We start from the raw sequence: 26,103 nt of genomic DNA, 5'->3' as shown, positions 1-26,103 counted from the left end.
CAATGGACAAGGTCAAGAAGATCTTCGGTGGCGACACCCGTCAGCTCGGCATGATCTTCGCCCTCGTGGCGCTGATCATCTTCTTCCAGATCTGGACGGGCGGGCTCACGCTGACGCCCGACAACGTCATCAACATCTTCCAGCAGAACTCCTACATCCTCGTCCTCGCGATCGGCATGGTGCTCGTCATCATCGCCGGCCACATCGACCTCTCGGTCGGGTCGGTCGCGGCGTTCGTCGGCATCTCGGTCGCCATCGCGATGCGCGACTGGGGACTCAGCTGGTGGCTGGGCATCCTCTTCGGGCTCGCGCTCGGCGCCCTGGTCGGGGCGTGGCAGGGGCTCTGGACGGCCTACGTCGGCATCCCGGCGTTCATCGTCACCCTGTCGGGCATGCTGCTCTTCCGCGGTGCCAACCAGTACGTCGGCAAGTCGAACTCGGTGCCCGTGTCCGACGACTTCCAGGTCATCGGTGGCGGCTACCTGCCCGAGGTCGGCCCCAACACCGGCTACAACAACCTCACCGTGCTGCTCGGTCTGCTCCTCGCCGTCGGCATCGTCTACGGCGCCCTCCGCAGCCGCCGGGCCCTGGTCAAGCTGGGTGCCGAGGTCGAGGAGGTCTGGGTCATGTGGGTGCGGCTGGCGCTGATCTGCGCTGCCATCATCGCCGCGACGCTGCTCTTCGGCTCGGGTCGCCCCGGCACGTCGTTCCCCATCGCCGGCATGATCCTCGCCGTGCTCGTGCTGGTCTACGGCTTCATCTCCAACCGCACCGTGATCGGCCGCCACATCTATGCCGTCGGTGGCAACCGCCACGCAGCCGAGCTCTCCGGTGTGAAGAGCAAGAAGGTCAACTTCCTCGTCATGATGAACATGTCGATCCTGGCGGCCCTCGCCGGCATGATCTTCGTGGCCCGGTCCACCGCCTCGGGCCCGTCCGACGGAGTCGGCTGGGAGCTCGACGCCATCGCGGCCGTCTTCATCGGTGGCGCGGCCGTGACCGGCGGTGTCGGCACGGTCGTCGGCTCGATCGTCGGAGGCCTCGTCATGGCCGTGCTCAACAACGGCCTGCAGCTCAAGGGAATCGGCGCCGACGCGACCCAGATGATCAAGGGCCTCGTGCTTCTCGTCGCCGTCGCCTTCGACGTCTACAACAAGTCGCAGGGGCGGGTCTCGCTCCTGGGCCTGCTCATGAGGAACTCCCGCGGTCGGGGCGGGGGCGACGACACGTCGCCGCCGCCATCGGCCGCCGTGGAGACCGCTCCCGTCAGCGAGAGCATCCGCCAGTCCGGTTGAGTCGCCCGACTCAGCCGACCCGCAGACACGGTCAGGGCGCCCGCCCGAGACCGAGAAGGATCCGCGTTCGCCCGGACGCGATAAGAGGAAAGAGAGCACATGCGTACCTTCACCAAGGTGCTGGGCGTCACGGCTGTGGCCGCCCTTGTTCTGACCGGTTGCGGTCGGAGCAGCGACACCGGCACGACGCCGGGCGCTTCCAACGGCGGCTCCGCAGCGGCGGGCTTCCCCGCCAACGCGGTCATCGGTATCGCCCTTCCGCAGAAGACGTCTGAGAACTGGGTGCTCGCCGAGCAGCTGTTCAAGGACGGTCTGTCCGCGGCCGGCTTCCAGGGCGACGTCCAGTTCGCCAACGGTGGCGTGTCCGAGCAGCAGAACCAGATCTCGGCCATGGTCACGAAGGGCGCGAAGGTCATCGTCGTCGGCGCCATCGACGGTTCGCAGCTGGGCACCCAGCTCAAGGCCGCCAAGGACGCCGGCGCCGTCGTCATCGCCTACGACCGCCTCGTGAAGAACACGAACGCCGTCGACTACTACGTCGCCTACGACAACTTCAAGGTCGGCGAGCTGCAGGGCCAGGCCCTGCTCGACGGCATGGCCAAGAAGAAGCCGAACGGCCCGTACAACATCGAGCTGTTCGCCGGCTCCCCCGACGACGCGAACGCCCAGGTCTTCTTCGACGGGGCGATGAAGGTGCTCCAGCCGAAGATCACCGACGGCACGCTGAAGGTCGTCTCCGGCCAGACGCAGTTCAACCAGGCCGTCACGCAGGGCTGGAAGGCCGAGAACGCCCAGAAGCGCATGGACACGCTGCTGGCGGCGAACTACACGAGCGCCCCGCTGGACGGCGTGCTGTCGCCCAACGACACGCTGGCCCGCGCGATCCTCACGTCGGTCAAGGCGGCCGGAAAGCCCAACCCGATCGTGACGGGTCAGGACTCCGAGGTCGAGTCGGTCAAGTCGATCATGGCTGGCGTCCAGTACTCCACGATCAACAAGGACACCCGCAAGCTCGTCACCGAGACCATCGCGATGGTGTCGGCCCTCCAGAAGGGCCAGACGCCGACGGTCAACGACACCAAGTCCTACAACAACGGTGTCAAGGTCGTCCCGGCCAACCTCCTCCCGCCGGTCATCGTGACCAAGGAGAACGCGGCCGAGGCGTACGCCAACGACCCGACGCTGGCGCCGCTCACCAAGTGAGCTGACGCCCCCGGGCACGCATCGCACGAAGGCCCGCCCTCTTGGGGCGGGCCTTCGTCGCGTTCCACCTCGTTCGCGTATGCCGTCCGGCCGGCCCACGTGGACGCCCCCGGCGCCGTCGGACCGAAGGCGCGTAGCGTCGCGCCATGGGTGACGTCTACCTCCACGGGCACCACGCGAGCGTGCTCGCATCGCACGGTGCACGCACGGCCGCGGACTCCGCGGCCTACCTGCTCCCCCACCTTCGCGACGGGCTGCACGTGCTCGACGTCGGCTGCGGACCGGGCACGATCACCCTCGACCTCGCCGCTGCCGTCGCTCCCGCGGGGCGGGTGGCCGGCGTCGAGAACGTGACCGGGCCCCTCGACCAGGCCCGGCGCAACGCGGCCCGACGCGGCGACGACCGCACGGTCTTCGCGCAGGGCGACGTGATGTCCCTCCCGTACGCCGCAGGCTCCTTCGACGTCGTCCACGCGCACCAGGTGCTCCAGCACCTCACCGACCCCGTCGGGGCCCTGCGCGAGATGGCTCGGGTGACGCGGCCCGGCGGGATCTTGGCCGTGCGTGACGTCGACTACGCCTCGATGGTGTGGCACCCGGAATCGGAGGGGATGACGCGCTGGCTGGACGTGTACCGGCGGCTGGCCCGGCTCAACCACGCGGAGCCTGATGCCGGTCGCCACCTCGTCGCGTGGGCGCACGCAGCGGGCCTGCACGACCTCGAGCCGTCGGCGTCGTTGTGGACCTACGCGACGCCCGAGCAGTGCGCCTGGTGGGGCAGCGCCTGGGCGCGCCGCGCCCGCGAGTCGACCTTCGCCACCCAGGCGCTCGAGCGAGGCCTGCTCACCGAAGCCGGGCTCAGCGAGGTGAGCCGGGCGTGGAGCGACTGGTCGACACACCCCGACGCGTGGTTCGCGATGACGCACGCCGAGGTCGTCGCACGGGTCTGACGGCGGCGCACTCCAGTGGGCAGCTCACGGCGGCAAGGGAACCCGCTCGTGGCTGCCGCGCCCCGATGCCCATCCGTCAGTGCTCCTCGAAGGTGCGCGCCGCCTCTACCGTGCCGGGAAGAGGTCTCTGCTGTCGACGGAGCACCGTCCACCCGACACCGAGAGCGAGTGCGCCCAGCGCGCCGCCGACTCCACCCGCGGTGACTGCTCGAACCAGCTCGCGGTGCGGCCCCTCGCCGGCACCTACCGTCGCCAGGGAGACGACGACACCGACGGCGAGGCCGACCCCGGGCATGGCCCACGCTCAACGGGCCGAGCTGCAGCCGCAGCACCGGCAGGTGCCCGCCACGGCATCCTCGGCCATAGTGGCTCCATGTCGTCAGCCCCACTGTCCTACACCCTCTTGACCGACGCGGCGCTCGCGCGCTCGGCCTTCGCGGCCCTGGTCGAGCTGGAGCCGGAGATGCTCAGCGTCGTGGCGAGCGTCACCGACGGGCTGGTCGCCGACCCGACCCGCTACGTCGGTCCGCGCTGGTGGGCCGGCAAGGACAGCGATGGCGAGGTCGTGGCTGCGTTCATGCACACGCCGCCGCACCTGCTCCACATCGCGTACGCGACGCCCGAGCAGGCCCGCGGCCTGGCGGAGCACCTTGCCGCCGCCCACGACACGCTCGCCGGCGTCGGCGGGCTCCGCGAGCCCACCGAGTCGTTCGCCGACGAGTGGACGGCACGGACGGGCGCCACGGCGACGGTGTCGATGGAGGTCGGACGGTTCGACCTGCCGGTGCGACCGCGCCTGCCCTTCGAAGTCGCCGGCGGGTTCCGGACCGCGGTCCCCGACGACGCCGACCTCGTCGCCGACTGGCACCAGCAGTTCTACGAGGCGATCGAAGGGCGAGCCGCGAAAGCATCGTCCCTCGACCGGCACATCGCGCTGGGTCGCGTCGGGCTGTGGGTGCACGACCGTCGTCCGGTCTCGATGGCGTACGCGTCCCTCGCCAACGGCGGCGTCACCCGGGTGTCAGGGGTCTGGACCCCTCCGGAACTACGCGGGCACGGCTACGCCAGCGGTGTCGTGGCCGCCCTCAGCGCCGCGCGGCAGGACGCCGGCGAGTCGTGCATGCTCTACACCGACCTCTCCAATCCCACGTCGAACGCCATCTACCAGGCGATGGGCTACCGCAGGGTCGGCGACAACGTCACCATCACGTTCACCGCATGACCCCTCCGGCACGCAGGGCGGCCCGGATCATCGGCCACTGGAGCGGCAGGCGCGCGACGGTGGCCGCGAGGTAGCCCTGCCGTGCCGTGTCCTGCGGGTCGCGGTCGAGTCGGCGCTTGGCCTGACCCGTCATCGTGACGTTGGCCGGGAAGACGGCGACGAGGAGAGCCGCGGACGCAAGCCCGGCCGCGCGACGGGTGCGAGGGACGAAGAGCCCGACGGCACAGGCGATCTCGGCGGCGCCGGACGCATACACGAGGGCACGCCGGGACCGCAGTCGCTTGGGCACGATCGACTCGAACGGCTCCGGTCGCACGAAGTGCATGGTGCCCGAGGTGAGCAAGAGTCCCGCCAGGGCGATGGCGTCCTTGCCGAGAGGCGCATTCGTCGCTGTCGTCATCCCCTCACCCTAGGCGGGGGCACGGGTCACAGGAGAACGGTGGTGAACGCACCCACCTCGTGGAAACCGCACCGGGCGTATGTCGCCCGGGCCGCCACGTTGAAGTCGTTGACGTAGAGCGACACCTCGTCGGCCATCCCCGAGAGCACCTGCTCGACGACGCTGGCCATCGCCGGGACAGACAGCCCCTGACCGCGCAGCCGAGGGTGCAGCCACACGCCCTGGACCTGGGCGCAGCCCAGAGCCAGCGACCCGACGTCGGCCTTGAAGACGACCTCGCCGTCCTCGACCTTGACGAAGGTGTGGCCCGCGCGCACGAGGGCCGCCACGCTCGCCCGATAGCCGCGGTCGGAGCCGAAGTAGGGCGGGTAGCCGATCTCCTCGGTGAACATGTGCGCGGCAGCAGGCAGCACGATGTCGACCTCGTCGATGTGGGCCGGCCGCACGTCGGGGTCGAGCTGCACTCCGAGGGCCGAGGGCCGCTCGCGCGTCGTGAGGAGTGGCTGGTGGGTGCGCACGGCACGCACCGGGCCCCACGTGGGGCCCAGTCGGTCCCAGAGCGCGACGACCTGGGCGCTCGGACCGAAGATCGACGCGCACTGGCGGCGCATCTTCGTGATGCGCGCGGCCACGGCCGCCAGGCCGTCGTCGTCGAGCTCGACGGGCACGACGTTCGCACTGACCCAGACGAGGCCACGCAGCTGGCCGTCATCCCAGTGCCCGAGCAGCGATCCCGGTGACGCCCTCAGTGATCCCTCCGCGATGCGCGCCGCGACGAAGACGTTGGACACACGGTCGCGGGCGCACACGGCGAGCGCAGCGTCCTGGTCGGCCGCCGACAGCGGCCGCACGGGGAGGCGTTGGCGCAGCACCACCCAAGAGTGCCTGCCCGCGGGCCGGGTGTCACCCCGGCGCGCCCCGCTGCCACCTCACGAACCCGTCACGGTCCCCGCGAGAGCCCTCTGTTCGACGACCCCGGATCCCGATCGAGAGAACACTCCGTCACGAGCGGGATCACACCGATCCCCTCCCCATCCGATCGAGAGAACACTCCGTCAGGTCGGGCGCAGGGCCGGTCGATCCAGGTCCGTGTTGTCGAAGACCCAGGTGGCCTGCCCACGCGGGTCGGCCTCGGCCAGGTAGAGGCGCTGACCCCCGACGTAGCGGGCGTTCGACGACGCCTCGGGGTCCGGGTCGTGCCCTGCGCCGAACCGAGCGTTCCCCCGCGGCACCGAGACCTCGTACGGCACGTCGACCCAGCAGCTCGGCGAGCTGGTCGGCGAGCACGGTCTTGCCGGCGCCGTCGAAGCCGTCGACCGCTACCGCCACCCGCTCCCCCGGCCGGAGCGCGAGGATGCGGTCCGCGAGCTCGCGCACCACGGCATACCGAATGGTGCCGGGCGGGCGCACTCAGCTGACGGTGACGCTGGGGGCGCCGGCCGACTCCTCGTCGACGGGCTCGCCCATCTCGTCGGCGAGGCGCATGGCCTCCTCGATGAGGGTCTCGACGATCTGGGCCTCGGGCACCGTCTTGATGACCTCGCCCTTGACGAAGATCTGGCCCTTGCCGTTGCCGGAGGCGACCCCGAGGTCGGCTTCACGGGCCTCACCCGGGCCGTTGACGACGCAGCCCATCACGGCGACACGCAGCGGCACGGTCATGCCCTCGAGGCCGGCGGTCACCTGGTCGGCGAGCGTGTAGACGTCGACCTGGGCGCGGCCGCACGACGGGCACGAGACGATCTCGAGCTTGCGGGGGCGCAGGTTGAGGCTCTGGAGGATCTGGATGCCGACCTTGACCTCCTCGACCGGCGGGGCCGAGAGCGAGACGCGGATCGTGTCGCCGATGCCGCGCGAGAGCAGTGCGCCGAACGCGGTGGCGGACTTGATCGTGCCCTGGAAGGCGGGACCGGCCTCGGTGACGCCCAGGTGCAGGGGCCAGTCACCGCGCTCGGCGAGCAGCTCGTAGGCGCGCACCATGACGACGGGGTCGTTGTGCTTGACCGAGATCTTGAAGTCGTGGAAGTCGTGCTCCTCGAAGAGGCTCGCCTCCCAGACCGCCGACTCGACGAGCGCCTCGGGGGTCGCCTTGCCGTACTTCTCCATGATCCGCTTGTCGAGCGACCCGGCGTTGACGCCGATGCGGATGGAGACGCCGGCGTCCTTCGCGGCGCGGGCGATCTCCTTGACCTGGTCGTCGAACTGGCGGATGTTGCCCGGGTTGACGCGCACCGCCGCGCAGCCGGCGTCGATCGCCGCGTAGACGTACTTCGGCTGGAAGTGGATGTCGGCGATGACCGGGATCTGGCTCTTCCGGGCGATCGCGGGCAGCGCGTCGGCGTCGTCCTGGCTCGGGCAGGCGACGCGCACGATGTCGCAGCCGGAGGCGGTGAGCTCGGCGATCTGCTGGAGCGTCGCGTTGATGTCGGTCGTCGGCGTCGTCGTCATCGACTGCACGGAGACGGGGAAGTCGCTGCCGACGCCCACCTTGCCGACCTGGATCTGGCGGGTCTGGCGACGGGGCGCGAGGACCGGCGGGGGCAGCGGCGGCATACCGAGGGAGACGCTCATGCCGCCATTATGTCGCGCCCGGGCGGGAGGCTCAGTCGCGGGCGGAGCTCAGCCGAACAGCTTGATCGGCTTGACGATGTCGGCGTAGATGAGCAGCACCGACATCGTGATCAGCACGAGGCTCATGGCGTACGCGACGGGCAGGCCCTTGGCGACGTCGACGAAGCCCGGGTCGGGCCGGTTGCGCAGGCGGGCCCAGCCCTTCTTGACCGCCTCCCACAGCGCCCCCGCGACGTGGCCGCCGTCGAGCGGCAGCAGCGGGACCAGGTTGAAGACGAACAGGGCGAGGTTGAGCGAGGCGATGAGCAGGATCAGCTGGGCGATCTTGAGCCAGTTGCCGCCCTCCTCTGCCGGGATGTCGAGCGCGGCCACCTCGCCGCCGATGCGACCGACGCCGACGACGGAGATCGGCCCGTTGGGGTCGCGCTCGTCGGAGCCGAAGGCGGCCTGGACGACTCCGGCCATCTTCTGCGGGATGCGGACGATGATCGAGGCCGTGTCGACGGTGCGGTCCCAGACGAACTTGGGCGCCTGGAGCAGCGGCGTCTTCACCAGCTCCTGGCCGGGCGTGATGCCGGCGAACCCCATGGAGGCGAGCACGAGCTTGCCGTCCTTCGCGACGGCGTTGCCCTGGTCGTCGTAGGTGGCGCGCTGGAGCACCGCGGGGGTGATCGTGACCGGGACCTTCTGGTCGCCGCGCTGGACGACCCACGTCATGGTGCGGCCCTGGCTGTCGCGGATGGCGCCCGAGACCTGCTCCCACGTGGTGACGGCCTTGCCGTCGACCGAGACGACGCGGTCACCCGCCTGCAGGCCGGCCGCCTTGGCCGGGGCGACGGGGTCGCCGGGCTGGCACTTGGGCTGGGGCACCTGCAACGTCGGGGCGGCGGTCGGCACGCACTGCGACAGCAGTCCCACCTTCGGGGCGACCTGAGGCAGCCCGTAGAGGGTGATGACGCCGGTCAGGAGGACCGCGGCGATGAGGAGGTTCATCACCGGACCACCGAGCATGATGACGATCTTCTTGGCCGGGTGGAGCTTGTAGAAGACACGGTCCTCGTCGCCCGCCTGGACCTCCTCCATCGAGTCGGCGCGGGCCTGGTCGACCATCTGGCTGAACCGGCCGGTCGAGAGGGTGCGCAGCTCACCCGGCTTGTCTCCCGGGCGCGGGGGCAGCATGCCGATCATGCGGACGTAGCCGCCGAGCGGGATGGCCTTGATGCCGTACTCGGTCTCGCCGCGCTTGCGCGACCAGACGGTGGGTCCGAAGCCGACCATGTACTGGCTGACCTTGACGCCGAACTTCTTGGCCGGCACCAGGTGGCCGATCTCGTGCAGCGCGATGCTCAGCGCCACGCCGATGACGACGACCAGGACCCCTACGAGAAACAGCACAGTCCCATTGTCACATCCGCTCCCCGAGTTCCCGATTCGATGGTCCGACGACCACCGGCGACCGCCGGAAACATCGAACCGGGGTCGAGCCGCGGTCAGCGGCTGGTGATGGTGCGCTCGGCGGCGCTCCTGGCCCAGGCGTCGGCGGCGAGTACGTCGTCGAGCGTGAGGTCACGCACCTGCGAGGCGGGCTCGGCGGCATACGCGTCCACGACGTCCGCGACGGTGTCGACGATGTCGACGAAGCCGATGCGGCCGTCGTGGAAGGCGTCGACGGCGACCTCGTTGGCGGCGTTGTAGACGGCCGGCCACGTGCCCCCCGCCTGACCGACCCGCCGGGCGAGCGCGACGGCGGGGAACGCCTCGTCGTCGAGCGGCTCGAACTGCCAGCTCTGCGCCTTCGTCCAGTCGCAGGGCACGTCGGCGTCGGCGATCCGCTCGGGCCAGCTCATCCCGAGCGCGATGGGCACGAGCATCCGTGGCGGGCCCGCCTGGGCGATCGTCGAGCCGTCGACGAACTCGACCATCGAGTGGATCATCTGCTGCGGGTGCACGACGACGTCGATGCGCTCGAACGGGATGTCGAAGAGCAGGTGTGCCTCGATGACCTCGAGCCCCTTGTTGACGAGCGTCGCCGAGTTGGTCGTGATGACGCGGCCCATGGCGAAGTTCGGGTGCGCCAGCGCCTGCTCGGGCGTGACGTGGGCGAGCTCGGCGCGCGTGCGCCCCCGGAACGGCCCTCCGCTCGCCGTGACGACGAGCCGCCGCACCTCGTCGGCGCGCCCGCCCCGCAAACACTGCGCGATCGCCGAGTGCTCCGAGTCGACGGGCACGATCTGGCCAGTCGCCGCGAGCGCCTTGACGAGGGGCCCGCCGATGATCAGCGACTCCTTGTTGGCGAGCGCCAGGGTGGTGCCGGCGCGCAGCGCGGCGAGCGTCGGCTCGAGGCCGATGGCGCCGGTGATGCCGTTGACCACGACGTCGGCGTCCTTGGCAGCGAGGGTCGTGCTGGCCTCGGGGCCGACGAGCACCTCGGGGGCGTATGCCGTCACGCCGGCTGCATCGGCCGCGCTCGCGATCGCTCGCGCCACCTCCTGCTGGGTGCCGCTCGCCACGGCGACGACGGGCACGCGCAGGGAGACGGCCTGCTCGGCGACGAGGTCGAGGTTGCTGCCGGCGGAGAGGCCCACCACCTCGAACCGGTCGGGGTTGCGCTCGACGAGGTCGATGGCCTGGGTGCCGATCGAGCCGGTTGAACCGAGCAGGACGATGCGGCGACGGGCGGGTGCCGGGATCTGCGTCACCCCGGCATTCTTCCGTAGTGGCAGGTCAGGTCGTCACTCCCCTCGCCTGCAGCAGCTCGTCGCGGTGGAAGGCGTAGGCGACGGCCCAGGTCATGCGCAGGCGGTACAGGCGGATGTCGTCGCCCCACGAGAAGGGGCTGCTGCCGTAGTGGGCGGTCCAGTGCGCCTCGACCTCGTCGCGCCCGGGACCCGGCTGCATGAGGTCGGCGTAGCCGTGGCTGAAGAGCGCGAGCTCTTCACCATCGACGTGCGCCACGCTGACCGCTGGTCGCGCCGCGAGGTGCTTCGCCTTGGCCGAGGTGCCGGACGTGCCGAAGGTCCAGGTGCCGTGCAGGAAATGGCCGTCGAGGGCGCTGATGCGCGGCTCGCCGGCTGCGGTGACCGTGGCGACCGACAGCACCTTCATGCCGGTGAGCAGCCCGGTGAGCTGCTCGGCCGTCAGCGTGCGGCCGTCGGTGATGATCGCCCGCAGGTGCCCCGTGGACCGGGCCAGCGACGCGTCGAGCAGGCTCTGGAGCGCGACCGTGTCGTCCTTGGTCTCGAGCATGGTCCGACGGTAGCCCCGATCACCGACCGTCAGGGCTGGCCGACTCCCTCGCCGAGGTAGAACACCGCGCCGCCGAGGAAGAACCTCGGGCCGTGGTCGTAGTGCTCGCCGGGGTCCCGCAGCCAGCCGCCGAACGTCTCGGTCAGCCGGTTCCCGTCGCCACATGCCTGGATGGTCGTCACGACGTCGCTGTGTGCGGCGACGTGAGCTCGCGCTCCACGATGCGCTCCGGCGGAACGGCCTCGACCACGAGAGAGACCGTGGCTCCACGTCGACCGCCGTCTTGACGGTGCACGCCGACGCAGGCGGCGTCGAGTGGCTCCAGCGTCGTCGTGAGGGTCAGGGGCTCGAGGTCCACCCAGGAGGCCACGGAGGATGCCCACGCCCGGCAGTCTGCCGGGCAGTCCCCCGCCGTCAGCGGATTCGCGAGATCACGGCCCTCGGGCATGATGGCGAGGTGAAGTCGGCAGCGCCACGCCCGGTCCTCCTCGGCGTGATGGTCGTCGCCCTCGTCGTGCTGGCGTGGCTCGTCGTCCGGGCGGCTCAGGGACCGTCCGACGAGCAGGGACGCACCGGCTCGGCGGCCGCCACCACGGTGGGAGGCAAGGTCGGTGGCGCCGCCGGGCCGGCGACGACCCAGCGCACCGATCCCGTGTCGGGCCTGCCCTGGGTGTCTGAGTCGGCCCTTCCCCGCGAGGCGCGCGACACCCTCACGCTCATCCGGGCCGGGGGCCCCTTTCCCTACCCCCGGAGCGACAACAGGACATTCGACAACCGAGAGCGGTTGCTGCCCAACAAGACCCGCGGCTACTACCGCGAGTTCACTGTCGTGACACCGGGATCCGACGACCGAGGACCCCGACGCCTGATCACCGGTGGCAGCGGCGAGATCTACTGGACCGACGACCACTACGCGTCGTTCCACCGCGTCAGGGAGGGCACGTGACGACATTCCTCGGCCGCCACAGCGAGGCCGACGACCACCTCGACCAGCTGCGCTGGCTCGGCCACGACGTTCGGGTCGTGACCGGCGGGCACGACAAGGCCAGCGTCCTCGAGGCCTTCGCGACAGACCTGGACCTGCCCGACTGGTTCGGTCACAACTGGGACGCGCTCCTCGACGCTCTCCGCGACCTCGAGGGCACCCGTGGCGTGCCGATCGAGCTCGTCTGGGACCGCACCCACGGGCTGCGGCTGGCCGACCGCCCGACCTACGAGGCGGTCGTCGAGATCCTCGAGCAGGTCGACGACGAGCGCGACGACCTCAACGTCACCGTCATCGCGCGCTGACGCCTCCACGCCCCGACCACGTATGCCGCCGCGTCACGCGAGCGAGGCGGCGCGGACCGCCGGCGGCGGGCCCACGGCATACGTCCTCGGGGGTGAGGCCACTAGTTCACGAAGACCCGCTCGTCGATGAGGCGCTCCTTGACCTCCTGGCCGTCGGTGTGGAACCGGCCGTGGGTGAAGTCCTTGTGGAACTCGAGCTCGACGCCGGCGCGGCCGTGCCGGTTCTTCTCGACCGTGACCACGCACCAGTCGCTGAACCGCTGTGCGTTGCCGAGGTCGTAGATGAGGTGGTCGCGCGCGACGATGTCGACCTTCTCGCTGAGGATGAGCACGATGTCGGACTCGTAGGCGAGGGCCGACGAGCCGCGCAGGTCGTGGATGCGCATCCGACGCCCGGCGCCCAGGCTGGCCTTGTCCGCTGCGGCGACGGCCACGACGGGCAGGCCGGCCTGGAGCGCCAGCTCCTTGAGACCTTCGGCCGCGGCGGCCATGGTGTCGCCGTCGCGGGCCTCGCGCACCGGCACCTTCTGGAGGTAGTCCACCAGCACCAGCGGCATCTCGCCCGTCTGCTGGGCGACCTCGTCGACGATGCGGCTGATCTCCGGCAGGGTCGTCGACGCGTTCGACTCGTGGATGTGCAGCCGCTCGCCGAAGTCGGCCAGGGCGAAGAGGGCCGGCAGCGCTCCGGGCAGCGGCGTGAGGACGTCCTCGAGGGTGAGGCCGCCCGACTCGGACTCGAGGGCTCGTCGCACGTCGTGCACTGTGGCGACCTCGCCGGGAATGCGCTCGGCGGCCTCCATCGAGACAAGGCGTTCGAAGAGCGTGGGCGCCTCGTGCTCGTAGGAGAAGAACAGCGCCGTGCGTCCGGCGGCGACGGCGTTGCGCACGAACTGCAGGGCCATGGTCGTCTTGCCGTTGCCCTGGGCCCCCCCGAGGAGCACCAGCTCGCCGGCGCGGAAGCCTCCGGTGAGCGTGTCGTCGAGGGCCGGGAAGCCGGAGGACCACACGGACACACCGGCCGAACCCCCACGCCGCAGCGCCGAGTCGGTGTCGTCGAGCAGGGAGGCGAGCGAGCGAAGCGCCCCGCCTCCCAAGCGCCCCGCTTGAGTCGTCATGGAAGGGATTGCACCACAACGTCCGCGTCGCCCGGGCCGGTTTCGCGCAGTTTGCCCGGCCCCGCGCGGTCGCTGGAGCGGCGGCCTACAAGGCGATGCCGACGTACTTGGTCTCGAGGTACTCGTCGATGCCCTCGAAGCCGCCCTCGCGACCGACTCCGGACGCCTTGACCCCGCCGAACGGGGCCGCCGGGTTGGAGACGATGCCCTGGTTGACGCCGACCATGCCGTACTCGAGCGCCTCGCTCATCGTGATGGCGCGCGAGAGGTCTCGGGTGAAGAGGTAGGCGACGAGGCCGTACTCGGTGTCGTTGGCGAGGCGGATCGCCTCGGCGTCGGTGCGGAATGTCGTGACGGGCGCGACGGGTCCGAAGATCTCCTCGCGCGCCATGTCGGCGTCGGTGGGCACGTCGGCGAGCACGGTGGGCTCGTAGAACCAGCCGGCACCCTTCGGGGCGGAGCCGCCGACGAGCACCTTGGCGCCCTTGGCGACCGCGTCGTCGACGAGCGAGCTGACCTTGTCGCGGGCCTTCTCGTCGACGAGCGGACCGACGTCGACGCCGGCCTTCGTGCCCTTGCCCAGGGTGAGAGCCCCCATCCGACGGGCGAGCTTCGCGCTGAACTCGTCGGCGAGCGACTCGTGGACGTAGAAGCGGTTGGCGGCCGTGCAGGCCTCGCCCATGTTGCGCATCTTGGCCAGCATCGCGCCGTCGACGGCCTTGTCGACGTCAGCGTCCTCGAAGACGAGGAACGGGGCGTTGCCGCCGAGCTCCATCGAGACCCGCAGGATGCCCTGCGACGCCTGCTCCATGAGCGAGCGGCCGACGGGGGTCGAACCGGTGAAGGTCAGCTTGCGCAGGCGCGGGTCGCGGATGAGCGGCTCCATGACGGCGCCCGTGGTCTCGTGGGTCGTCATGACGACGTTGAGCACGCCGTCGGGCAGGCCGCACTCGCGCAGCAGGTCGGCCAGGGCCAGCATCGTCAGAGGCGTCTGGCTGGCCGGCTTGACGACCATCGTGCAGCCGGCGGCGATGGCGGGGCCGATCTTGCGGGTACCCATGGCCAGCGGGAAGTTCCACGGGGTGATCATCAGCGTCGGACCGACGGGCTGCTTCATGGTCATGAGGCGGGTCGCGCCGTTGGGCGCCGTCGACCACCGGCCCGAGATGCGCACGGCCTCCTCGGAGAACCAGCGGAAGAACTCGGCACCGTAGGCCACCTCGCCGCGGCTCTCGGCGAGCGTCTTGCCCATCTCGAGAGTCATGAGCATCGCGAACTCGTCGGCGCGCTCGGTGATCTGCTCGTACGCCGCCCGCAGCAGCTCACCGCGGTCGCGCGGCGGGGTCCTCGCCCAGTCGGACTGCGCCGCCACGGCGGCATCGAGCGCCGCACGACCGTCGGCGACCGTGGCCGCCGCGACGTGCGTCAGCACCTTGCCCGTCGACGGGTCGTCGACCGCGATGGTCTGGCCATCACTGCCGTCGCGCCACTGGCCGCCGATGTAGAGGCCCTTGGGCACGGAGTCGATCACTGACTTCTGCGTCACCGCTGCCATGCCTGGAACCCTAGTCCTCGTTGGTGTTTCGTCATCGGATGGTCACCATCTCCTGCGTCGACGCAGCTGCGTGACCCGGGGGCGCGCTGAGAACCTCCTCGAACCGCGTACCGGTTCGGACCCTCAGCGCTCGTCCATACCCCAGGGCGAGCCGAAGCCCTCGGGCTTGGGTGCCGCGAGCAGGTCGAGGAACGGGACGGCATCGAACGCCTCGGGCCCCAGGACGCCTTCGCCCTTCCACGTGCCCCGGGCGAGCAGCTCGAGCGCGATGACGGGGTTGACGGCCGTCTGCCACACGACGCACTGGGCCCCGTAGTCGCGCATCGTCTGCTCGTTGTCGACGACGTGGTAGAGGTAGGTGCGCCGCGGCTGCCCGTCGGTGCCGGTGCCCGTCACGAAGAGGCCGGCGCACGTCTTGCCGGTCATCCGCGGGCCGATGCCCGCCGGATCGGGCAGGACCGCGGCCACGACGTCGCGCGGGCTCACCTCGACACCCTTGACCCGCACCGGCTCGGTGCGGTCGAGGCCGAGGGTATTGAGAACCTTGAGGATCGTGATGAACTCGTCGCCCAGGCCGTACTTGAAGGTGACCCGCCGGGCGTCGACCCAGCGCGGCATGAGGAGCGCCTCCTCGTGCTCGACGTTGACGCACTCGACCGGGCCGATGCCCTCCGGGAAGTCGAAGACCTCGGGCTCGCTGAACGGTTCGGTGGTGAACCAGCCGCGCCCCCTCTCCCAGACGACGGGAGGGTTGAGGCACTCCTCGATCGTCGTCCACATCGAGAAGCTCGGCGCGAAGACCTCGTTGCCGTCGTCGTCACGGACCACGAGGTTGGCGCCGTCACGCGTGCCGAGCTCGTCGATCTTCGAGAAGAGGTGGTCGGCCGCGTAGCGGGCGAACACGTCGGACAGGCCGGGCTCGACCCCGATCCCCACGAGCGCGAGCCGGCCGTCGGCCTCCCACTCGCCCGCCACGGCGAACTGCTCGTCGCCGAGCTTGACCCCGGTGACGGCATACGGCTGCTCGGGATGGCGCTGCGAGAGGCTCATCGCCATGTCGAGGTAGTCGGCACTGGCGGCCTTGGCACCGTTGAAGATCGACATGTTGAACTTCGGGTCGACCGCGTTGAACACGTGGGTCGCACCGTGTTCGCGCGCCAGCGTGGTGACGGCATCGGCGGACGACGCGTCGACCTGCGCCGCGACGAACCGGCTCTCGCCAGGGTGCCGTTCGACCACCGCCGCGATGGTGCGCTCGGCCCGCGACGCGTCGTAGTCGGCGACCACCCAGAGCTCGAAGAAGTCGCGTTCGGCCGCGATGCGCGCGGCGGCGTCACCGACCCCGCCGGAGCCGATCATGAGGACACGCAAGAGGATTCACTCCAAGGGGGTCAGGCCGTCGCTCCGCGACGTCGACTGCCGATGATCTGGGCAGCGATGACGCAGAGGACCGCGATGACGAACATCGAGAACCCGATGACGTTGGCCTGGGCCGGGATGCCACGGGTGTAGGACACGTAGACGAACTTCGGGAACGTCGTCTCGTTGCCGGAGACGAAGTTGGTGATGATGAAGTCGTCGAAGGACAGCGAGAACGACAGCAGGGCGGCGGCGACGATGCCCGGCAGGGCCAGCGGGAAGGTGATCCGCAGGAACGTCGTACGCGGGTCGGCGTAGAGGTCGGACGCCGCCTCCTCGAGGCGAGGATCGAGACTCTGCAGGCGCGCCTTGACGGTGACGACGACGAAGCTGATGCAGAACATGATGTGCGCGATGACGACCGTCCAGAAGCCGAGGTCCATGCGGAAGGCCTGGATGAAGATCGTCAGCAGGCTGGCGCCCAGCACCACCTCGGGTGTCGCCATCGGCAGGAACACGAGGATGTTCGTCGAGCTGCGCCCCCTGAACGTGTAGCGCACGAGCGCGAACGCGATCAGGGTGCCGAGGACCGTGGCCACGAGGGTGGCGAGGGACCCGATCTTGATGCTCTCGACGAGGGCCGGGCAGACCCCGGGCGCCCCGCACGGGTTGGCCCAGTGCTTGAGGGTCGGGCTGCCCTCCGGGTTCCACGTGATGTTGGACCGGCGGTAGTTGTTGAACGAGAAGACGAACGTGTAGAAGACCGGCAGGAAGAGGTAGACGAGGACGCCCACCGCGATGACCATCGCGAGGTGGTCGCTGACCCAGGTGCGTGCGCGTCTCACAGGACCTCCTCCGTCCCGAAGCGGCGGACGTACCCGAGGACGAGCACGAGGATGAGGATCATCAGGCTGATCGACAGCGCGGCAGCCGTCGGGTAGCCGCCGAGCACCGTGAAGAACTGGCTGTTGATGACGTTGCCAACCATCTTGGTGCTCGTGTCGGAGCCGAGCAGCTCGGCGTTGACGTAGTCGCCGGCGGCGGGGATGAACGTCAGCAGCGTGCCGGCGAGGATGCCGGGGGCCGCCAACGGGATCGTCACCGTGCGCAGGTTGGTGAACCGGTCGGCGTAGAGGTCGCGCCCGGCCTCGAGCAGGCGCGGGTCGGCACGCTCGAGGCTGGTGTAGATCGGCAGCACCATGAAGGGCAGGAAGTTGTAGGTCAGTCCGGCGACGACAGCGACCCACGTCTCGGTGATGTGCCCGCCGGGGAGCAGGTGAAGCGTGCGCAGCGTCGAGGCGACGAAGCCGTCGTCGGCGAGGATCTGGCGCCAGGCGATGGTGCGCAGGATGAACGAGGTGAAGAACGGTGCGACGACGAGGATGAGCATGACGTTGCGCCACCTGCCGGCCTTGAACGCCATCGCGTAGGCGAGCGGGAAGGCGACGACGAAACAGAGCACGGTGGCCGTGCCGGCGTAGAGCAGGGAGCGCAGGAAGTGCACGCCGTAGGTGCGGAGCGCCTCGACGTAGTTGCCCACGTTGGCGTCGCGGTAATAGTAGCCGGGAGCCCCGGGCCACTGCGACTGCAGGCTCGCCGAGCCCAGCTGGATGAGCGGCACGATGAAGAAGAGCGTCAGCCAGAGCAGTCCGGGGATCAGCAGGAGGTACGGCGTCCACCTGCGCCGCTTGGTGCCGACGCGTGGCGGGGTCAGCTGCGGGTTGCCGGCCTCGCGGGCGCTCGCCGCGACGGCGGTCGTCATGCGCCCTCCTCCGCCAATGCTGCCTTGCGGCCGTCCTCGTCGACCGGCACGGCGAAGGCGTGCGTGGGATCCCAGGACAGCCACACGTCGTCACCCGGGCGGACGCTGATCGGATCGACGTCGAGGTTCTGCTCGTAGACGGTCCAGTTGGCGCCGCTCGGGACGGTGACGAGGTACTGCGTGGCGACGCCGCTGAACGAGACGTCGGTGACCGTTGCCCGCACGTCGTTTCCCGTGGCGTCGGGCTGGGAGTCGTGGATCCGGACCTTCTCCGGACGCACGCCGAACATCAGCTCGCCGTCGTGGATCTCCGTGCGCTGCTTGGGGATCCGGACCTTGGTGTCGCTGACCTCGGCCATGATGAAGTCGGCGTCGGTGCCGAGGATCCGCCCGACACCCAGGTTGGACTGGCCGACGAAGTTGGCCACGAAGGCGGTCCGCGGCAGGTCGTAGAGGCGCTCGGGCGGCCCCATCTGCTCGATCCGCCCACCGTTCATGACGGCGACGGTGTCGGCCATGGTCATGGCCTCCTCCTGGTCGTGCGTCACGTGGATGAAGGTGAGTCCGACCTCGCTCTGGATCCGCTTGAGCTCCACCTGCATCTGGCGGCGCAGCTTGAGGTCGAGGGCGCCCAACGGCTCGTCGAGCAGCAGCACCTCGGGCTGGTTGACGACCGCACGCGCGAGCGCCACGCGCTGCTGCTGACCACCGGAGAGCTGCGCCGGCTTGCGGCCGGCCAGGTGCGAGAGCTGGACGAGCTCGAGCGCGTCGTCGGCCAGCTGCATCGCGTCGGCAGCCTTGCGACGCTTGGGCCCGAAGGCGACGTTCTCCCGGACGGTCAGGTGCGGGAAGAGCGCGTAGCTCTGGAAGACCGTGTTGACCGGACGCTCGTGCGGCCGCGTGCCCGTGAGGTCGGTCTCACCGATGAGGACCCTTCCGGCCGTGGGTTGCTCGAGTCCGGCGACCATGCGCAGCGTCGTCGTCTTGCCGCAGCCCGAGGGCCCGAGGAGGGCGAAGAACGAGCCGCGTGGCACGACGAGCGACAGGTCGTCGACAGCCGTGAAGTCGGCGAACTCCTTGGTGACGTTCTCGAGGACGAGGTCGCCGTGCGCCTCGCGTGTGTTCGTAGCCATCAGTTGCCCACCGCCGTGCTCCAGATCTGGGAGTACTTCTGGTCCTCTGCCGCTGTCAGGGCCCGGAAGCTCCGGGTGTTGGCCCTGAGGTACTCCTCCGTGGGAAAGATCATCGGGTCGTCGACGAGTGACGGGTCGACCTTCTTCATCTGCTCCTGGGCACCCTGGACGGGGCAGATGTACGCGACGTAGGCGGCGACCTTGGCGGCCACCAACGGGTCGTAGTAGTAGTCCATCAGCCGCTGCGCGTTGCGTCGATGGCGTGACGTGATCGGGACCATCATGTTGTCGCTCCAGAGCGTGCCCTTGCTGTCGGGCAGCACGAACGTCCAGTTGTCGTCCTTGGTGTTCGCCTGCAGCTGGGCGATGTCACCGCTCCAGACGATGCCGGCGATCGCGTTGCCGCTCGTGAGGTCCTGCAGGTACGAGTTGCCCTTGATCCGGCGGATCTGGCCGTCGGCCAGCTGCTTGGAGACCTCGTCGACGCCCGCCTGGAACTGCTGCTCGGTGAAGGGCTGGGAGATGTCGACGCCCTGTCGCAACATGATGAGGCCGACGGTGTCGCGGAACTCGAGCAGGGCCGTGACCTTGCCCTTGAGGTCGGGGGCCCAGAGGTCGTCGAGCGTCTTCAGCTCTCGACCGACCTTGCCCTTGTGGTAGCCGATGCCGGCGAAGCCGCTCTGCCACGTGAGCGAGTGGCTGCGACCCGGGTCGAACGAGACGTCCTGCAGGATGGGCCGCAGGTTCGAGGCGTTGTGCATCCGGATCAGCTCGAGGGGCTGGACGAAGCCCTGCTGGATCATCCGGTTCGCCATCCAGTCGGTGAAGACGAAGATGTCGCGGTCGATGTCCTGGTTGGCCTGCAGCTGGGGCAGGATCTTCGTCGCGTACGTCTCGTTGTCCTCGATGTCCTCCGAGTAGGTGGCCGCGATGCCGGTCAGCTTCTGGAACGCCTCGAGGGTGGGATAGGTCTTCGTCTTGTCGTCGTAGTCGAGGTAGGCCGTCCAGTTGGCGAACTTGACGACCTTCTCGGTGTCGGAGACGTCCTTGGGAAGCGTCAACGTCGGCGCGGCGGCGGCGGAACCCCCGCTCGGCGGCGGCGGTGGTGCGCACGCGGACAGGCCGAGCGCGGCGAGGCCGGCCGCGCCGCCGCCGAGCAGGCCACGCCGTGAGAGACCGGATGATGTGACCACGGTGGCCAGGGCTCGGATACCGGGATCCGAGGGGGGGCGACGGCTGTTCACGCCTTCTCCTTCACGTGCTGGTGAACGCGCCCGGCCCGAGTGGGCCGGGCAGTCGGACGGCCCTGTGCGTCCGCGTGCCTACTGCGTGCGTGCTGCTTGACTGCTGCTTGCTCATCGAGTCCCGGTCAGGACTCGATGTTGGCCATCACGTGCTTGACGCGGGTGTAGTCCTCCAGTCCGTACATCGACAGGTCCTTGCCGTAGCCGCTGTGCTTGAAGCCTCCGTGGGGCATCTCCGCGACGATCGGGATGTGCGTGTTGATCCACACGCAGCCGAAGTCGAGCTTGCGACTCATCCGCATCGCGCGGCCGAAGTCCTTGGTCCACACGCTCGAGGCGAGGCCGTACTGCACACCGTTGGCCCAGGCGAGCGCCTCGGCCTCGTCCGTGAACTGCTGGACGGTGATGACCGGGCCGAAGATCTCGTTCTGGATCTGCTCGTCGTCCTGGCGCAGGCCGGCGAGCACGGTCGGCTCGAAGAAGAAGCCGTCACCCAGGCCGTCGGCCCGACGGCCCCCGGCTGCCACCCGGGCGTGGTCGGGCAGGCGGTCGATCATGCCCGAGACGTGCGTGACCTGGTTCGGGTTGTTGACGGGACCGAAGAGCGCGTCGGGGTCGTCCGGCATACCGACCTTGGCCTCGTTCTTGGCGTACTCCGCGAGGGCGGCGACGAAGTCGTCGTGGATGCGGGGGCCGGCCAGCACGCGCGTCGCCGCGGTGCAGTCCTGGCCGGCGTTGAAGTAGCCGCCGACGGCGATCCCCTCGACGGCCGCCTCGAGGTCGGCGTCGTCGAAGACCACGACGGGCGCCTTGCCGCCCAGCTCGAGGTGGACCCGCTTGAGGTCGCGCGAGGCGCTCTCGGCGACCTGCATGCCGGCGCGGACCGAGCCGGTGATGGCGACGAGCGCCGGCGTCGGGTGCTCGACGAGCATGCGGCCGGTCTCACGGTCACCGGTGATGACGTTGAAGGTGCCCTCGGGGAGGAACTCGGAGGCGAGCTCGGCGAGCAGCAGGGTCGTCTCGGGGGTGGTGTCGGACGGCTTGAGCACGATGGTGTTGCCCGCGGCCAGTGCCGGGGCGATCTTCCACATCGCCATCATCATCGGGTAGTTCCACGGCGTGACCTGGCCGACGACGCCGATCGGCTCACGGCGCACGAAAGAGGTGTGGCCCTTCATGTACTCGCCGGCGGACTTGCCCTCGAGCACCCGTGCCGCGCCGGCGAAGAAGCGCAGCTGGTCGAGCATCGGAGGGATCTCCTCGCTCGCGGTCAGGGCGTGCGGCTTGCCGGTGTTCTCGCCCTCGAGGCGGACGAAGTCGTCGGCCCTGGCCTCGATGGCGTCGGCGAACTTCAGCAGCGCGGTCTGGCGCTCGCTCGGGGTCGTGTCGCCCCACGTCTCGAACGCGGTGGAGGCCGCGGCATACGCGCGGTCGACGTCGGACTGGGTGCTCACCGGTGAGGTGGCCACGACCTGTGCCGACGACGGGTCGACGATGTCGGTCGTCCTGTCACCCTCGGGGTCGACGTACTGGCCACCGATGAAGTTGCGGAGCTGGCGCGGCTTCGAAGTCATGTCTGGATGCTAGACGCAGACCTTCGCAATCGTGAAGGGTTGCGAAGGCAAATCTTCGGATTCCGTTGCGTGAGCACTTGCCAACCGCGCGTTCCACAGGCCAGTATCGGGACATGACGACCATCCGAGGCGTGGCCAACGCGGCCAACTCCGGGGGCGGACGAGCGAAGAAACCGACGGTCAACCTCGACGACGTGAGCAAGACGATCATCGAGCTGCTCCAGCACGACGGCCGCAAGTCCTACGCATCGATCGCCCAGCAAGTGGGCCTCTCCGAGGCCGCCGTGCGCCAGCGCGTGCAGCGACTCCTCGACGCCGACGTCATGCAGATCGTGGCGGTGACCGACCCCTTGCAGGTCGGCTTCCAGCGACAGGCCATGGTCGGTCTGCGCGTGTCCGGCGACATGACGTCGGTGGCCGACGCACTGACCGAGATGGACGAGGTCTCCTACGTCGTGACGACTGCGGGCAGCTTCGACGTGCTGGCCGAGGTCGTCTGCGAGAACGACACCCACCTGCTCGAGCTGCTCACGACCCGCATCCGCCCGATCCCGGGCGTCACGGCGACCGAGACGTTCGTCTACCTGAAACTCAACAAGCAGCTCTACAACTGGGGTACACGATGAGCATCAACCCGAACGAGGTCTGGGAACCCACCTCCGACACCCGGACTCCCACCGGAGCGCTCCACTCGGACGCCGCGCGCGACCACCTGTGGATGCACTTCACCCGCCACTCGGTGTTCGAGGGGAAGGACGCCGGAGGGCTCGGCCACTCCGTCCCCATCATCACCAAGGGCCAGGGCTGGAAGATCTGGGACGACCGTGGCAACGAGTACATCGACGGGCTCGCCGGTCTCTTCGTCGTGCAGGCCGGTCACGGTCGCGAGGAGCTCGCCGAGGCGGCGGCCAAGCAGGCGAAGGAGCTCGCCTTCTTTCCGCTGTGGAGCTATGCGCATCCCAAGGCCATCGAGCTCGCCGAGCGCCTCGCGGCATACGCCCCGGGTGACCTCAACCGCGTCTTCTTCACGACCGGTGGCGGCGAGGCGGTCGAGACTGCCTGGAAGCTCGCGAAGCAGTACTTCAAGCTGACCGGCAAGCCCACCAAGCACAAGGTCATCTCGCGCGCCGTCGCCTACCACGGCACGCCCCAGGGCGCTCTGTCGATCACCGGCATCCCGGCGGCCAAGGAGATGTTCGAGCCGCTCGTGCCCGGCGCGCACAAGGTGCCCAACACCAACCTGTACCGCGCCCCGGAGCACCTGCGCGACGACGAGAAGGCGTTCGGCCGCTGGGCAGCCGACCGCATCGCCGAGGCCATCGAGTTCGAGGGCCCCGACACCGTCGCCGCCGTCTTCCTCGAGCCGGTGCAGAACTCCGGTGGCTGCTTCCCGCCACCCGCGGGCTACTTCGAGCGGGTCCGCGAGATCTGCGACGAGTACGACGTGCTCCTCGTCTCCGACGAGGTCATCTGCAGCTTCGGCCGCATCGGCTCGATGTTCGCCTGCGACGACTTCGGCTACGTGCCCGACATCATCACCTGCGCCAAGGGCATGACCAGCGGCTACTCCCCCATCGGGGCGATGATCGCGAGCGACCGCCTGTTCGAGCCGTTCAAGCACGGCACGACCTACTTCCCGCACGGCTACACCTTCGGTGGGCACCCCGTGTCGTCCGCGGTCGCGATGGCCAACCTCGACATCTTCGAGCGCGAGGGCCTCAACGACCGCGTCAAGCAGAACGCCCCCGTGTTCAAGGCGACCCTCGACAAGCTGCTCGACCTGCCGCTCGTCGGTGACGTGCGCGGAGCCGGCTACTTCTACGGCATCGAGCTCGTCAAGGACAAGGCCACCCGCGAGACCTTCAACGACGCCGAGTCCGAGCGCCTGCTGCGCGGCTTCCTCTCCAAGGCGCTGTTCGACGCCGGGCTCTACTGCCGCGCCGACGACCGCGGCGACCCCGTCATCCAGCTCGCGCCGCCGCTCATCATGGGCCCGGAGCAGTTCGACGACATCGAGTCGCGCCTGCGTTCGGTGCTCGTCGAGGCTGAGAACCACCTCTGACGGGCCTCTCCTCGCGTACGCCGTGGGGGCGCGGCCACGAAGCCACCCGTTCGCGGGTGGCTTCGTGCGTCACCCGGTTGGTGGGAGAGTGCGCGAGTGGGTCGGAACGCTGGGTGTCGCCGTTCGTTGGGTAGGTATCCGACAGATGCGACGCCGACGCAAGGAGAACGACATGGGATTCCTCGACAAGCTGCTCGGGCGTGAGCCGCTCCAGCAGACACAGCAGCAGCGCACCGCTCCCGCCCCGACCGGGCAGCCCTACCAGGTGCCGGCGCCGCGTGGAGGTGCCTCGAGCGAGGACGAGCGCGCCATCGCCCGCTACAAGTACCTCCTACGCACCGCCGACCCCGAGGACATCGAGCGCGTGCACGCAGAGGCGTTCGGCAAGCTGTCGCCGGAGCAGCGGCAGATGGTGCTGCAGCGCCTCAACGAGGACCTTCCGGAGGGTGAGCGGCCTCGCAGCGACCAGCCCGCAGACCTGGCCCGCAGTGCCACGCGCGCCGAGATGGGCCGGCCGGGCTACCTCCAGGGTGCGTTCGGAGGCGGCCGCGGCATGGGCGGCGGCATGGGGATGGGCGGCATGATCGCCGGCTCGATGCTCGGCACCATCGCCGGAGTCGTCGTCGGTTCGGCCCTCGCCGACATGATGCTCGGCGGTTACGACTCCTCCCCCGAGGCCCAGGAGGCCGGCGACGCCAGCGCCGACTCGGGCGACTCGGGCGACTCGGGCGACTCGGGCGACTCGGGCGACTCGGGCGACTCGGGCGACGCGGGCGACTCGGGCGATGCCGGTGGTGACGCCGGCGACGCGGGCGGGGACGCCGGCGGCTCCGACTTCGGCGACTTCGGTGGCGGCGACTTCGGTGGCGGCGACTTCGGAGGAGACTTCGGCGGCGGTGACTTCGGCGGCTTCTGACCGACCAGTCACCGGATCAGGTGGCGGATCAGTCGGCCCCCGGAGTCGCCCCGACGACCCCTGCCGCAGACTGATCCGCCGCTTGACCTGCCGCGTGCTTCCGCACTGATCCGGCTGCGGATCAGTCCCCGTTCGGTGTCATCAGGGCAACGCCATCCGCAGACTGATCCGCGGCCTGACCCGGTCAGACGCCGGCCAGCCAGTGGAAGAGAGCCGCGATGCCGAGAATCACCGGCACCGAGGCGAAGGTGCTGACGAAGATGGTGTCGCGGGCCAGGTTGACCTCGCGACGGTAGCGGACGGCATACGTGAAGATGTTCTGCGCCGTGGGCAGGGCGGCGGTCACGACGACGGCGAAGAGTGCCTCGCCGCTCAGCCCGAGCGCGAGCCCGACGCCGAGCGCGATGGCGGGCATGACCAGGATCTTGAGTCCGACGATGGTCCAGACGTGCTCGGCGCCACGGCCGGTCGCGGGTCGGGGGCCGCGGCGCAGCGAGATGCCGAACGCGACGAGCATCGAGGGCACGGCCATGGCCCCCAGCAGGTCGATCGGTGCGGCGACGACACGCGGCAGGTGGATGTCGAAGATGGCGATGAGCAGGCCGGCGACCGCGCCGAGCGTGATCGGGTTGCTGAACATCCGGCGGAGGCTGCGCAGCAGCGTCGGCCGTTCGCCGCGCGCGTCGCTGTCGAAGAGCGCCATGTAGACCGGCGTGATGATGAGCAGCTGCATGAGCAGCGTCGGCGCCACCCAGGCGACGTCGCCCAGGACGTACAGCGCGATCGGGATGCCCAGGTTGCCTGCGTTGACGTATGCCGCCGAGAGGCTGCCGATGAGCCGTGACCCGAGCGCCCCTCCCGCCCAACGGAACCGGGCGATGAGCAGGTAGATCCCGACCACCGTCGCAAAGCTGATCAGGGAGGTCACGAGGTTCGCCGAGAGCACGGCGTCGAGCGACGTGCGCTGCATGACGGTGAGCAACAGGGCCGGAGAGGCGACGTGGAAGGCGAGGCGCGAGAGGTTCACCTGCGCCGACTCGTCGAGGATGCGCCGGTGCGCGAGGAACCAGCCGACGGCGACGATGACCGCGATCGTCGCAAAACCCTCGAGGACCCCGACCATGCGACCGATCCTGTCAGCGAGGCCACGACACGCGACGGCCGGGTCCGCCCCTCGATCACCGGCGGCACCGCCCGGGGCAGGAT

At 69.7% G+C, this 26,103-nt stretch carries 28 protein-coding genes; 9 read left to right on the top strand and 19 right to left on the bottom strand.

Annotated elements, in window-relative coordinates; genetic code table 11:
• Positions 1 to 2 precede the first annotated feature (2 nt).
• The 3 genes from mmsB (at position 3) to AC1DE0_RS04360 (ending at position 3,448) form a co-directional block, all read left to right on the top strand.
• Positions 3 to 1,295 (top strand): multiple monosaccharide ABC transporter permease, encoded by a 1,293-nt coding sequence (mmsB, locus tag AC1DE0_RS04370; RefSeq protein ID WP_478097477.1) that lies wholly within the window; start codon positions 3 to 5, stop codon positions 1,293 to 1,295.
• Between the two features lie 99 nt (positions 1,296 to 1,394).
• Positions 1,395 to 2,498: a substrate-binding domain-containing protein gene (locus AC1DE0_RS04365; protein WP_478097475.1), complete on the top strand. Its 1,104-nt coding sequence runs from the start codon at positions 1,395 to 1,397 to the stop codon at positions 2,496 to 2,498.
• A gap of 146 nt (positions 2,499 to 2,644) precedes the next feature.
• On the top strand, positions 2,645 to 3,448 hold the full coding sequence (locus tag AC1DE0_RS04360; RefSeq protein ID WP_478097473.1) for a methyltransferase domain-containing protein: 804 nt from the start codon (positions 2,645 to 2,647) through the stop codon (positions 3,446 to 3,448).
• 76 nt (positions 3,449 to 3,524) lie between these two features.
• Here the strand turns inward: AC1DE0_RS04360 and AC1DE0_RS04355 are convergent, their stop codons facing one another.
• Positions 3,525 to 3,743 carry a hypothetical protein gene (locus AC1DE0_RS04355; RefSeq protein WP_478097471.1) on the bottom strand — a complete coding sequence of 73 codons (219 nt, stop codon included), beginning with the start codon at positions 3,741 to 3,743 and terminating at the stop codon, positions 3,525 to 3,527.
• A gap of 78 nt (positions 3,744 to 3,821) precedes the next feature.
• Here AC1DE0_RS04355 and AC1DE0_RS04350 point away from each other — a divergent pair, with 78 nt between their 5' ends.
• Entirely contained in the window at positions 3,822 to 4,670 is an 849-nt protein-coding gene (locus AC1DE0_RS04350) for a GNAT family N-acetyltransferase (protein ID WP_478097469.1), read from the top strand.
• On the opposite strand, the gene AC1DE0_RS04345 is transcribed toward AC1DE0_RS04350, so the two are convergent.
• From AC1DE0_RS04345 to AC1DE0_RS04305, 9 genes are all read right to left on the bottom strand, one after another.
• Positions 4,660 to 5,070 carry a DoxX family protein gene (locus AC1DE0_RS04345; RefSeq protein ID WP_478097467.1) on the bottom strand — a complete coding sequence of 137 codons (411 nt, stop codon included), beginning with the start codon at positions 5,068 to 5,070 and terminating at the stop codon, positions 4,660 to 4,662. The genes AC1DE0_RS04350 and AC1DE0_RS04345 overlap by 11 nt on opposite strands.
• 26 nt (positions 5,071 to 5,096) lie before the next feature.
• Entirely contained in the window at positions 5,097 to 5,942 is an 846-nt protein-coding gene (locus tag AC1DE0_RS04340) for a GNAT family N-acetyltransferase (RefSeq protein ID WP_478097465.1), read from the bottom strand.
• Positions 5,943 to 6,125: 183 nt separating this feature from the next.
• Positions 6,126 to 6,302, bottom strand: coding sequence for a hypothetical protein (locus AC1DE0_RS04335; RefSeq protein ID WP_478097463.1), 177 nt, complete (start codon positions 6,300 to 6,302; stop codon positions 6,126 to 6,128).
• A gap of 178 nt (positions 6,303 to 6,480) precedes the next feature.
• Positions 6,481 to 7,641 (bottom strand): flavodoxin-dependent (E)-4-hydroxy-3-methylbut-2-enyl-diphosphate synthase, encoded by a 1,161-nt coding sequence (ispG, locus tag AC1DE0_RS04330; RefSeq protein WP_478097461.1) that lies wholly within the window; start codon positions 7,639 to 7,641, stop codon positions 6,481 to 6,483.
• Between the two features lie 48 nt (positions 7,642 to 7,689).
• Positions 7,690 to 9,036 carry a M50 family metallopeptidase gene (locus AC1DE0_RS04325; protein WP_478097459.1) on the bottom strand — a complete coding sequence of 449 codons (1,347 nt, stop codon included), beginning with the start codon at positions 9,034 to 9,036 and terminating at the stop codon, positions 7,690 to 7,692.
• Between the two features lie 95 nt (positions 9,037 to 9,131).
• Positions 9,132 to 10,340 (bottom strand): 1-deoxy-D-xylulose-5-phosphate reductoisomerase, encoded by a 1,209-nt coding sequence (gene dxr, locus AC1DE0_RS04320; protein WP_478097457.1) that lies wholly within the window; start codon positions 10,338 to 10,340, stop codon positions 9,132 to 9,134.
• A 25-nt stretch (positions 10,341 to 10,365) separates the two neighbouring features.
• Entirely contained in the window at positions 10,366 to 10,887 is a 522-nt protein-coding gene (locus AC1DE0_RS04315; RefSeq protein ID WP_478097455.1) for a pyridoxamine 5'-phosphate oxidase family protein, read from the bottom strand.
• Between the two features lie 29 nt (positions 10,888 to 10,916).
• Positions 10,917 to 11,069 carry a hypothetical protein gene (locus AC1DE0_RS04310; protein WP_478097453.1) on the bottom strand — a complete coding sequence of 51 codons (153 nt, stop codon included), beginning with the start codon at positions 11,067 to 11,069 and terminating at the stop codon, positions 10,917 to 10,919.
• Positions 11,066 to 11,257 (bottom strand): hypothetical protein, encoded by a 192-nt coding sequence (locus AC1DE0_RS04305; RefSeq protein WP_478097451.1) that lies wholly within the window; start codon positions 11,255 to 11,257, stop codon positions 11,066 to 11,068. The genes AC1DE0_RS04310 and AC1DE0_RS04305 overlap by 4 nt, the downstream gene beginning before the upstream one ends.
• A gap of 87 nt (positions 11,258 to 11,344) precedes the next feature.
• Between AC1DE0_RS04305 and AC1DE0_RS04300 the strand changes: the two genes are divergently transcribed.
• Entirely contained in the window at positions 11,345 to 11,833 is a 489-nt protein-coding gene (locus AC1DE0_RS04300) for a guanyl-specific ribonuclease (RefSeq protein WP_478097449.1), read from the top strand.
• A complete protein-coding gene (locus AC1DE0_RS04295; protein ID WP_478097447.1) occupies positions 11,830 to 12,177 on the top strand; it encodes a barstar family protein in 348 nt (115 codons plus the stop codon). Before AC1DE0_RS04300 ends, AC1DE0_RS04295 begins: the two co-directional genes overlap by 4 nt.
• A gap of 101 nt (positions 12,178 to 12,278) precedes the next feature.
• On the opposite strand, the gene AC1DE0_RS04290 is transcribed toward AC1DE0_RS04295, so the two are convergent.
• From AC1DE0_RS04290 to AC1DE0_RS04255, 8 genes are all read right to left on the bottom strand, one after another.
• Positions 12,279 to 13,292, bottom strand: coding sequence for a DnaB-like helicase C-terminal domain-containing protein (locus AC1DE0_RS04290; protein WP_478097445.1), 1,014 nt, complete (start codon positions 13,290 to 13,292; stop codon positions 12,279 to 12,281).
• Between the two features lie 85 nt (positions 13,293 to 13,377).
• Entirely contained in the window at positions 13,378 to 14,847 is a 1,470-nt protein-coding gene (locus tag AC1DE0_RS04285; RefSeq protein WP_478097443.1) for an NAD-dependent succinate-semialdehyde dehydrogenase, read from the bottom strand.
• 123 nt (positions 14,848 to 14,970) lie between these two features.
• A complete protein-coding gene (locus tag AC1DE0_RS04280) occupies positions 14,971 to 16,218 on the bottom strand; it encodes a saccharopine dehydrogenase family protein (RefSeq protein WP_478097440.1) in 1,248 nt (415 codons plus the stop codon).
• A gap of 20 nt (positions 16,219 to 16,238) precedes the next feature.
• Positions 16,239 to 17,012: an ABC transporter permease gene (locus tag AC1DE0_RS04275; protein WP_478097764.1), complete on the bottom strand. Its 774-nt coding sequence runs from the start codon at positions 17,010 to 17,012 to the stop codon at positions 16,239 to 16,241.
• Between the two features lie 35 nt (positions 17,013 to 17,047).
• A complete protein-coding gene (locus tag AC1DE0_RS04270; protein ID WP_478097438.1) occupies positions 17,048 to 17,968 on the bottom strand; it encodes an ABC transporter permease in 921 nt (306 codons plus the stop codon).
• A complete protein-coding gene (locus AC1DE0_RS04265) occupies positions 17,965 to 19,101 on the bottom strand; it encodes an ABC transporter ATP-binding protein (RefSeq protein WP_478097436.1) in 1,137 nt (378 codons plus the stop codon). The genes AC1DE0_RS04270 and AC1DE0_RS04265 overlap by 4 nt, the downstream gene beginning before the upstream one ends.
• Positions 19,101 to 20,294, bottom strand: coding sequence for a polyamine ABC transporter substrate-binding protein (locus AC1DE0_RS04260; RefSeq protein WP_478097434.1), 1,194 nt, complete (start codon positions 20,292 to 20,294; stop codon positions 19,101 to 19,103). The genes AC1DE0_RS04265 and AC1DE0_RS04260 overlap by 1 nt, the downstream gene beginning before the upstream one ends.
• Before the next feature lie 176 nt (positions 20,295 to 20,470).
• Positions 20,471 to 21,919: a gamma-aminobutyraldehyde dehydrogenase gene (locus tag AC1DE0_RS04255; RefSeq protein WP_478097431.1), complete on the bottom strand. Its 1,449-nt coding sequence runs from the start codon at positions 21,917 to 21,919 to the stop codon at positions 20,471 to 20,473.
• 113 nt (positions 21,920 to 22,032) lie between these two features.
• On the opposite strand from AC1DE0_RS04255, the gene AC1DE0_RS04250 reads away from it, so the two are divergent.
• The 3 genes from AC1DE0_RS04250 (at position 22,033) to AC1DE0_RS04240 (ending at position 24,897) form a co-directional block, all read left to right on the top strand.
• Positions 22,033 to 22,545: an Lrp/AsnC family transcriptional regulator gene (locus AC1DE0_RS04250; RefSeq protein ID WP_442291616.1), complete on the top strand. Its 513-nt coding sequence runs from the start codon at positions 22,033 to 22,035 to the stop codon at positions 22,543 to 22,545.
• Positions 22,542 to 23,981: an aspartate aminotransferase family protein gene (locus tag AC1DE0_RS04245; protein ID WP_478097429.1), complete on the top strand. Its 1,440-nt coding sequence runs from the start codon at positions 22,542 to 22,544 to the stop codon at positions 23,979 to 23,981. The genes AC1DE0_RS04250 and AC1DE0_RS04245 overlap by 4 nt, the downstream gene beginning before the upstream one ends.
• Before the next feature lie 172 nt (positions 23,982 to 24,153).
• A complete protein-coding gene (locus AC1DE0_RS04240; RefSeq protein ID WP_478097427.1) occupies positions 24,154 to 24,897 on the top strand; it encodes a hypothetical protein in 744 nt (247 codons plus the stop codon).
• Positions 24,898 to 25,081: 184 nt separating this feature from the next.
• Here AC1DE0_RS04240 and AC1DE0_RS04235 read toward each other — a convergent pair whose 3' ends face one another.
• Complete coding sequence (locus tag AC1DE0_RS04235) at positions 25,082 to 26,020, bottom strand: AEC family transporter (RefSeq protein ID WP_478097425.1); 939 nt, start codon at positions 26,018 to 26,020, stop codon at positions 25,082 to 25,084.
• Between the last annotated feature and the right edge of the window lie 83 nt (positions 26,021 to 26,103).

The organism is Terrabacter sp. 05T424 (assembly GCF_056396225.1).
This window is presented reverse-complemented; position numbering and strand designations above follow the sequence as displayed.

What these genes read in the sequence shown, in the direction of transcription:
- mmsB (WP_478097477.1), top strand. Translation starts at nt 3, where the DNA reads ATGGACAAGGTCAAGAAGATCTTCGGTGGCGACACCCGTCAGCTCGGC.
- AC1DE0_RS04365 (WP_478097475.1), top strand. Translation starts at nt 1,395, where the DNA reads ATGCGTACCTTCACCAAGGTGCTGGGCGTCACGGCTGTGGCCGCCCTT.
- AC1DE0_RS04360 (WP_478097473.1), top strand. Translation starts at nt 2,645, where the DNA reads ATGGGTGACGTCTACCTCCACGGGCACCACGCGAGCGTGCTCGCATCG.
- AC1DE0_RS04355 (WP_478097471.1), bottom strand. Translation starts at nt 3,743, where the DNA reads ATGCCCGGGGTCGGCCTCGCCGTCGGTGTCGTCGTCTCCCTGGCGACG.
- AC1DE0_RS04350 (WP_478097469.1), top strand. Translation starts at nt 3,822, where the DNA reads ATGTCGTCAGCCCCACTGTCCTACACCCTCTTGACCGACGCGGCGCTC.
- AC1DE0_RS04345 (WP_478097467.1), bottom strand. Translation starts at nt 5,070, where the DNA reads ATGACGACAGCGACGAATGCGCCTCTCGGCAAGGACGCCATCGCCCTG.
- ispG (WP_478097461.1), bottom strand. Translation starts at nt 7,641, where the DNA reads ATGAGCGTCTCCCTCGGTATGCCGCCGCTGCCCCCGCCGGTCCTCGCG.
- AC1DE0_RS04315 (WP_478097455.1), bottom strand. Translation starts at nt 10,887, where the DNA reads ATGCTCGAGACCAAGGACGACACGGTCGCGCTCCAGAGCCTGCTCGAC.
- AC1DE0_RS04290 (WP_478097445.1), bottom strand. Translation starts at nt 13,292, where the DNA reads ATGACGACTCAAGCGGGGCGCTTGGGAGGCGGGGCGCTTCGCTCGCTC.
- AC1DE0_RS04285 (WP_478097443.1), bottom strand. Translation starts at nt 14,847, where the DNA reads ATGGCAGCGGTGACGCAGAAGTCAGTGATCGACTCCGTGCCCAAGGGC.
- AC1DE0_RS04275 (WP_478097764.1), bottom strand. Translation starts at nt 17,012, where the DNA reads ATGGTCATCGCGGTGGGCGTCCTCGTCTACCTCTTCCTGCCGGTCTTC.
- AC1DE0_RS04270 (WP_478097438.1), bottom strand. Translation starts at nt 17,968, where the DNA reads ATGACGACCGCCGTCGCGGCGAGCGCCCGCGAGGCCGGCAACCCGCAG.
- AC1DE0_RS04265 (WP_478097436.1), bottom strand. Translation starts at nt 19,101, where the DNA reads ATGGCTACGAACACACGCGAGGCGCACGGCGACCTCGTCCTCGAGAAC.
- AC1DE0_RS04255 (WP_478097431.1), bottom strand. Translation starts at nt 21,919, where the DNA reads ATGACTTCGAAGCCGCGCCAGCTCCGCAACTTCATCGGTGGCCAGTAC.
- AC1DE0_RS04250 (WP_442291616.1), top strand. Translation starts at nt 22,033, where the DNA reads ATGACGACCATCCGAGGCGTGGCCAACGCGGCCAACTCCGGGGGCGGA.
- AC1DE0_RS04245 (WP_478097429.1), top strand. Translation starts at nt 22,542, where the DNA reads ATGAGCATCAACCCGAACGAGGTCTGGGAACCCACCTCCGACACCCGG.
- AC1DE0_RS04240 (WP_478097427.1), top strand. Translation starts at nt 24,154, where the DNA reads ATGGGATTCCTCGACAAGCTGCTCGGGCGTGAGCCGCTCCAGCAGACA.
- AC1DE0_RS04235 (WP_478097425.1), bottom strand. Translation starts at nt 26,020, where the DNA reads ATGGTCGGGGTCCTCGAGGGTTTTGCGACGATCGCGGTCATCGTCGCC.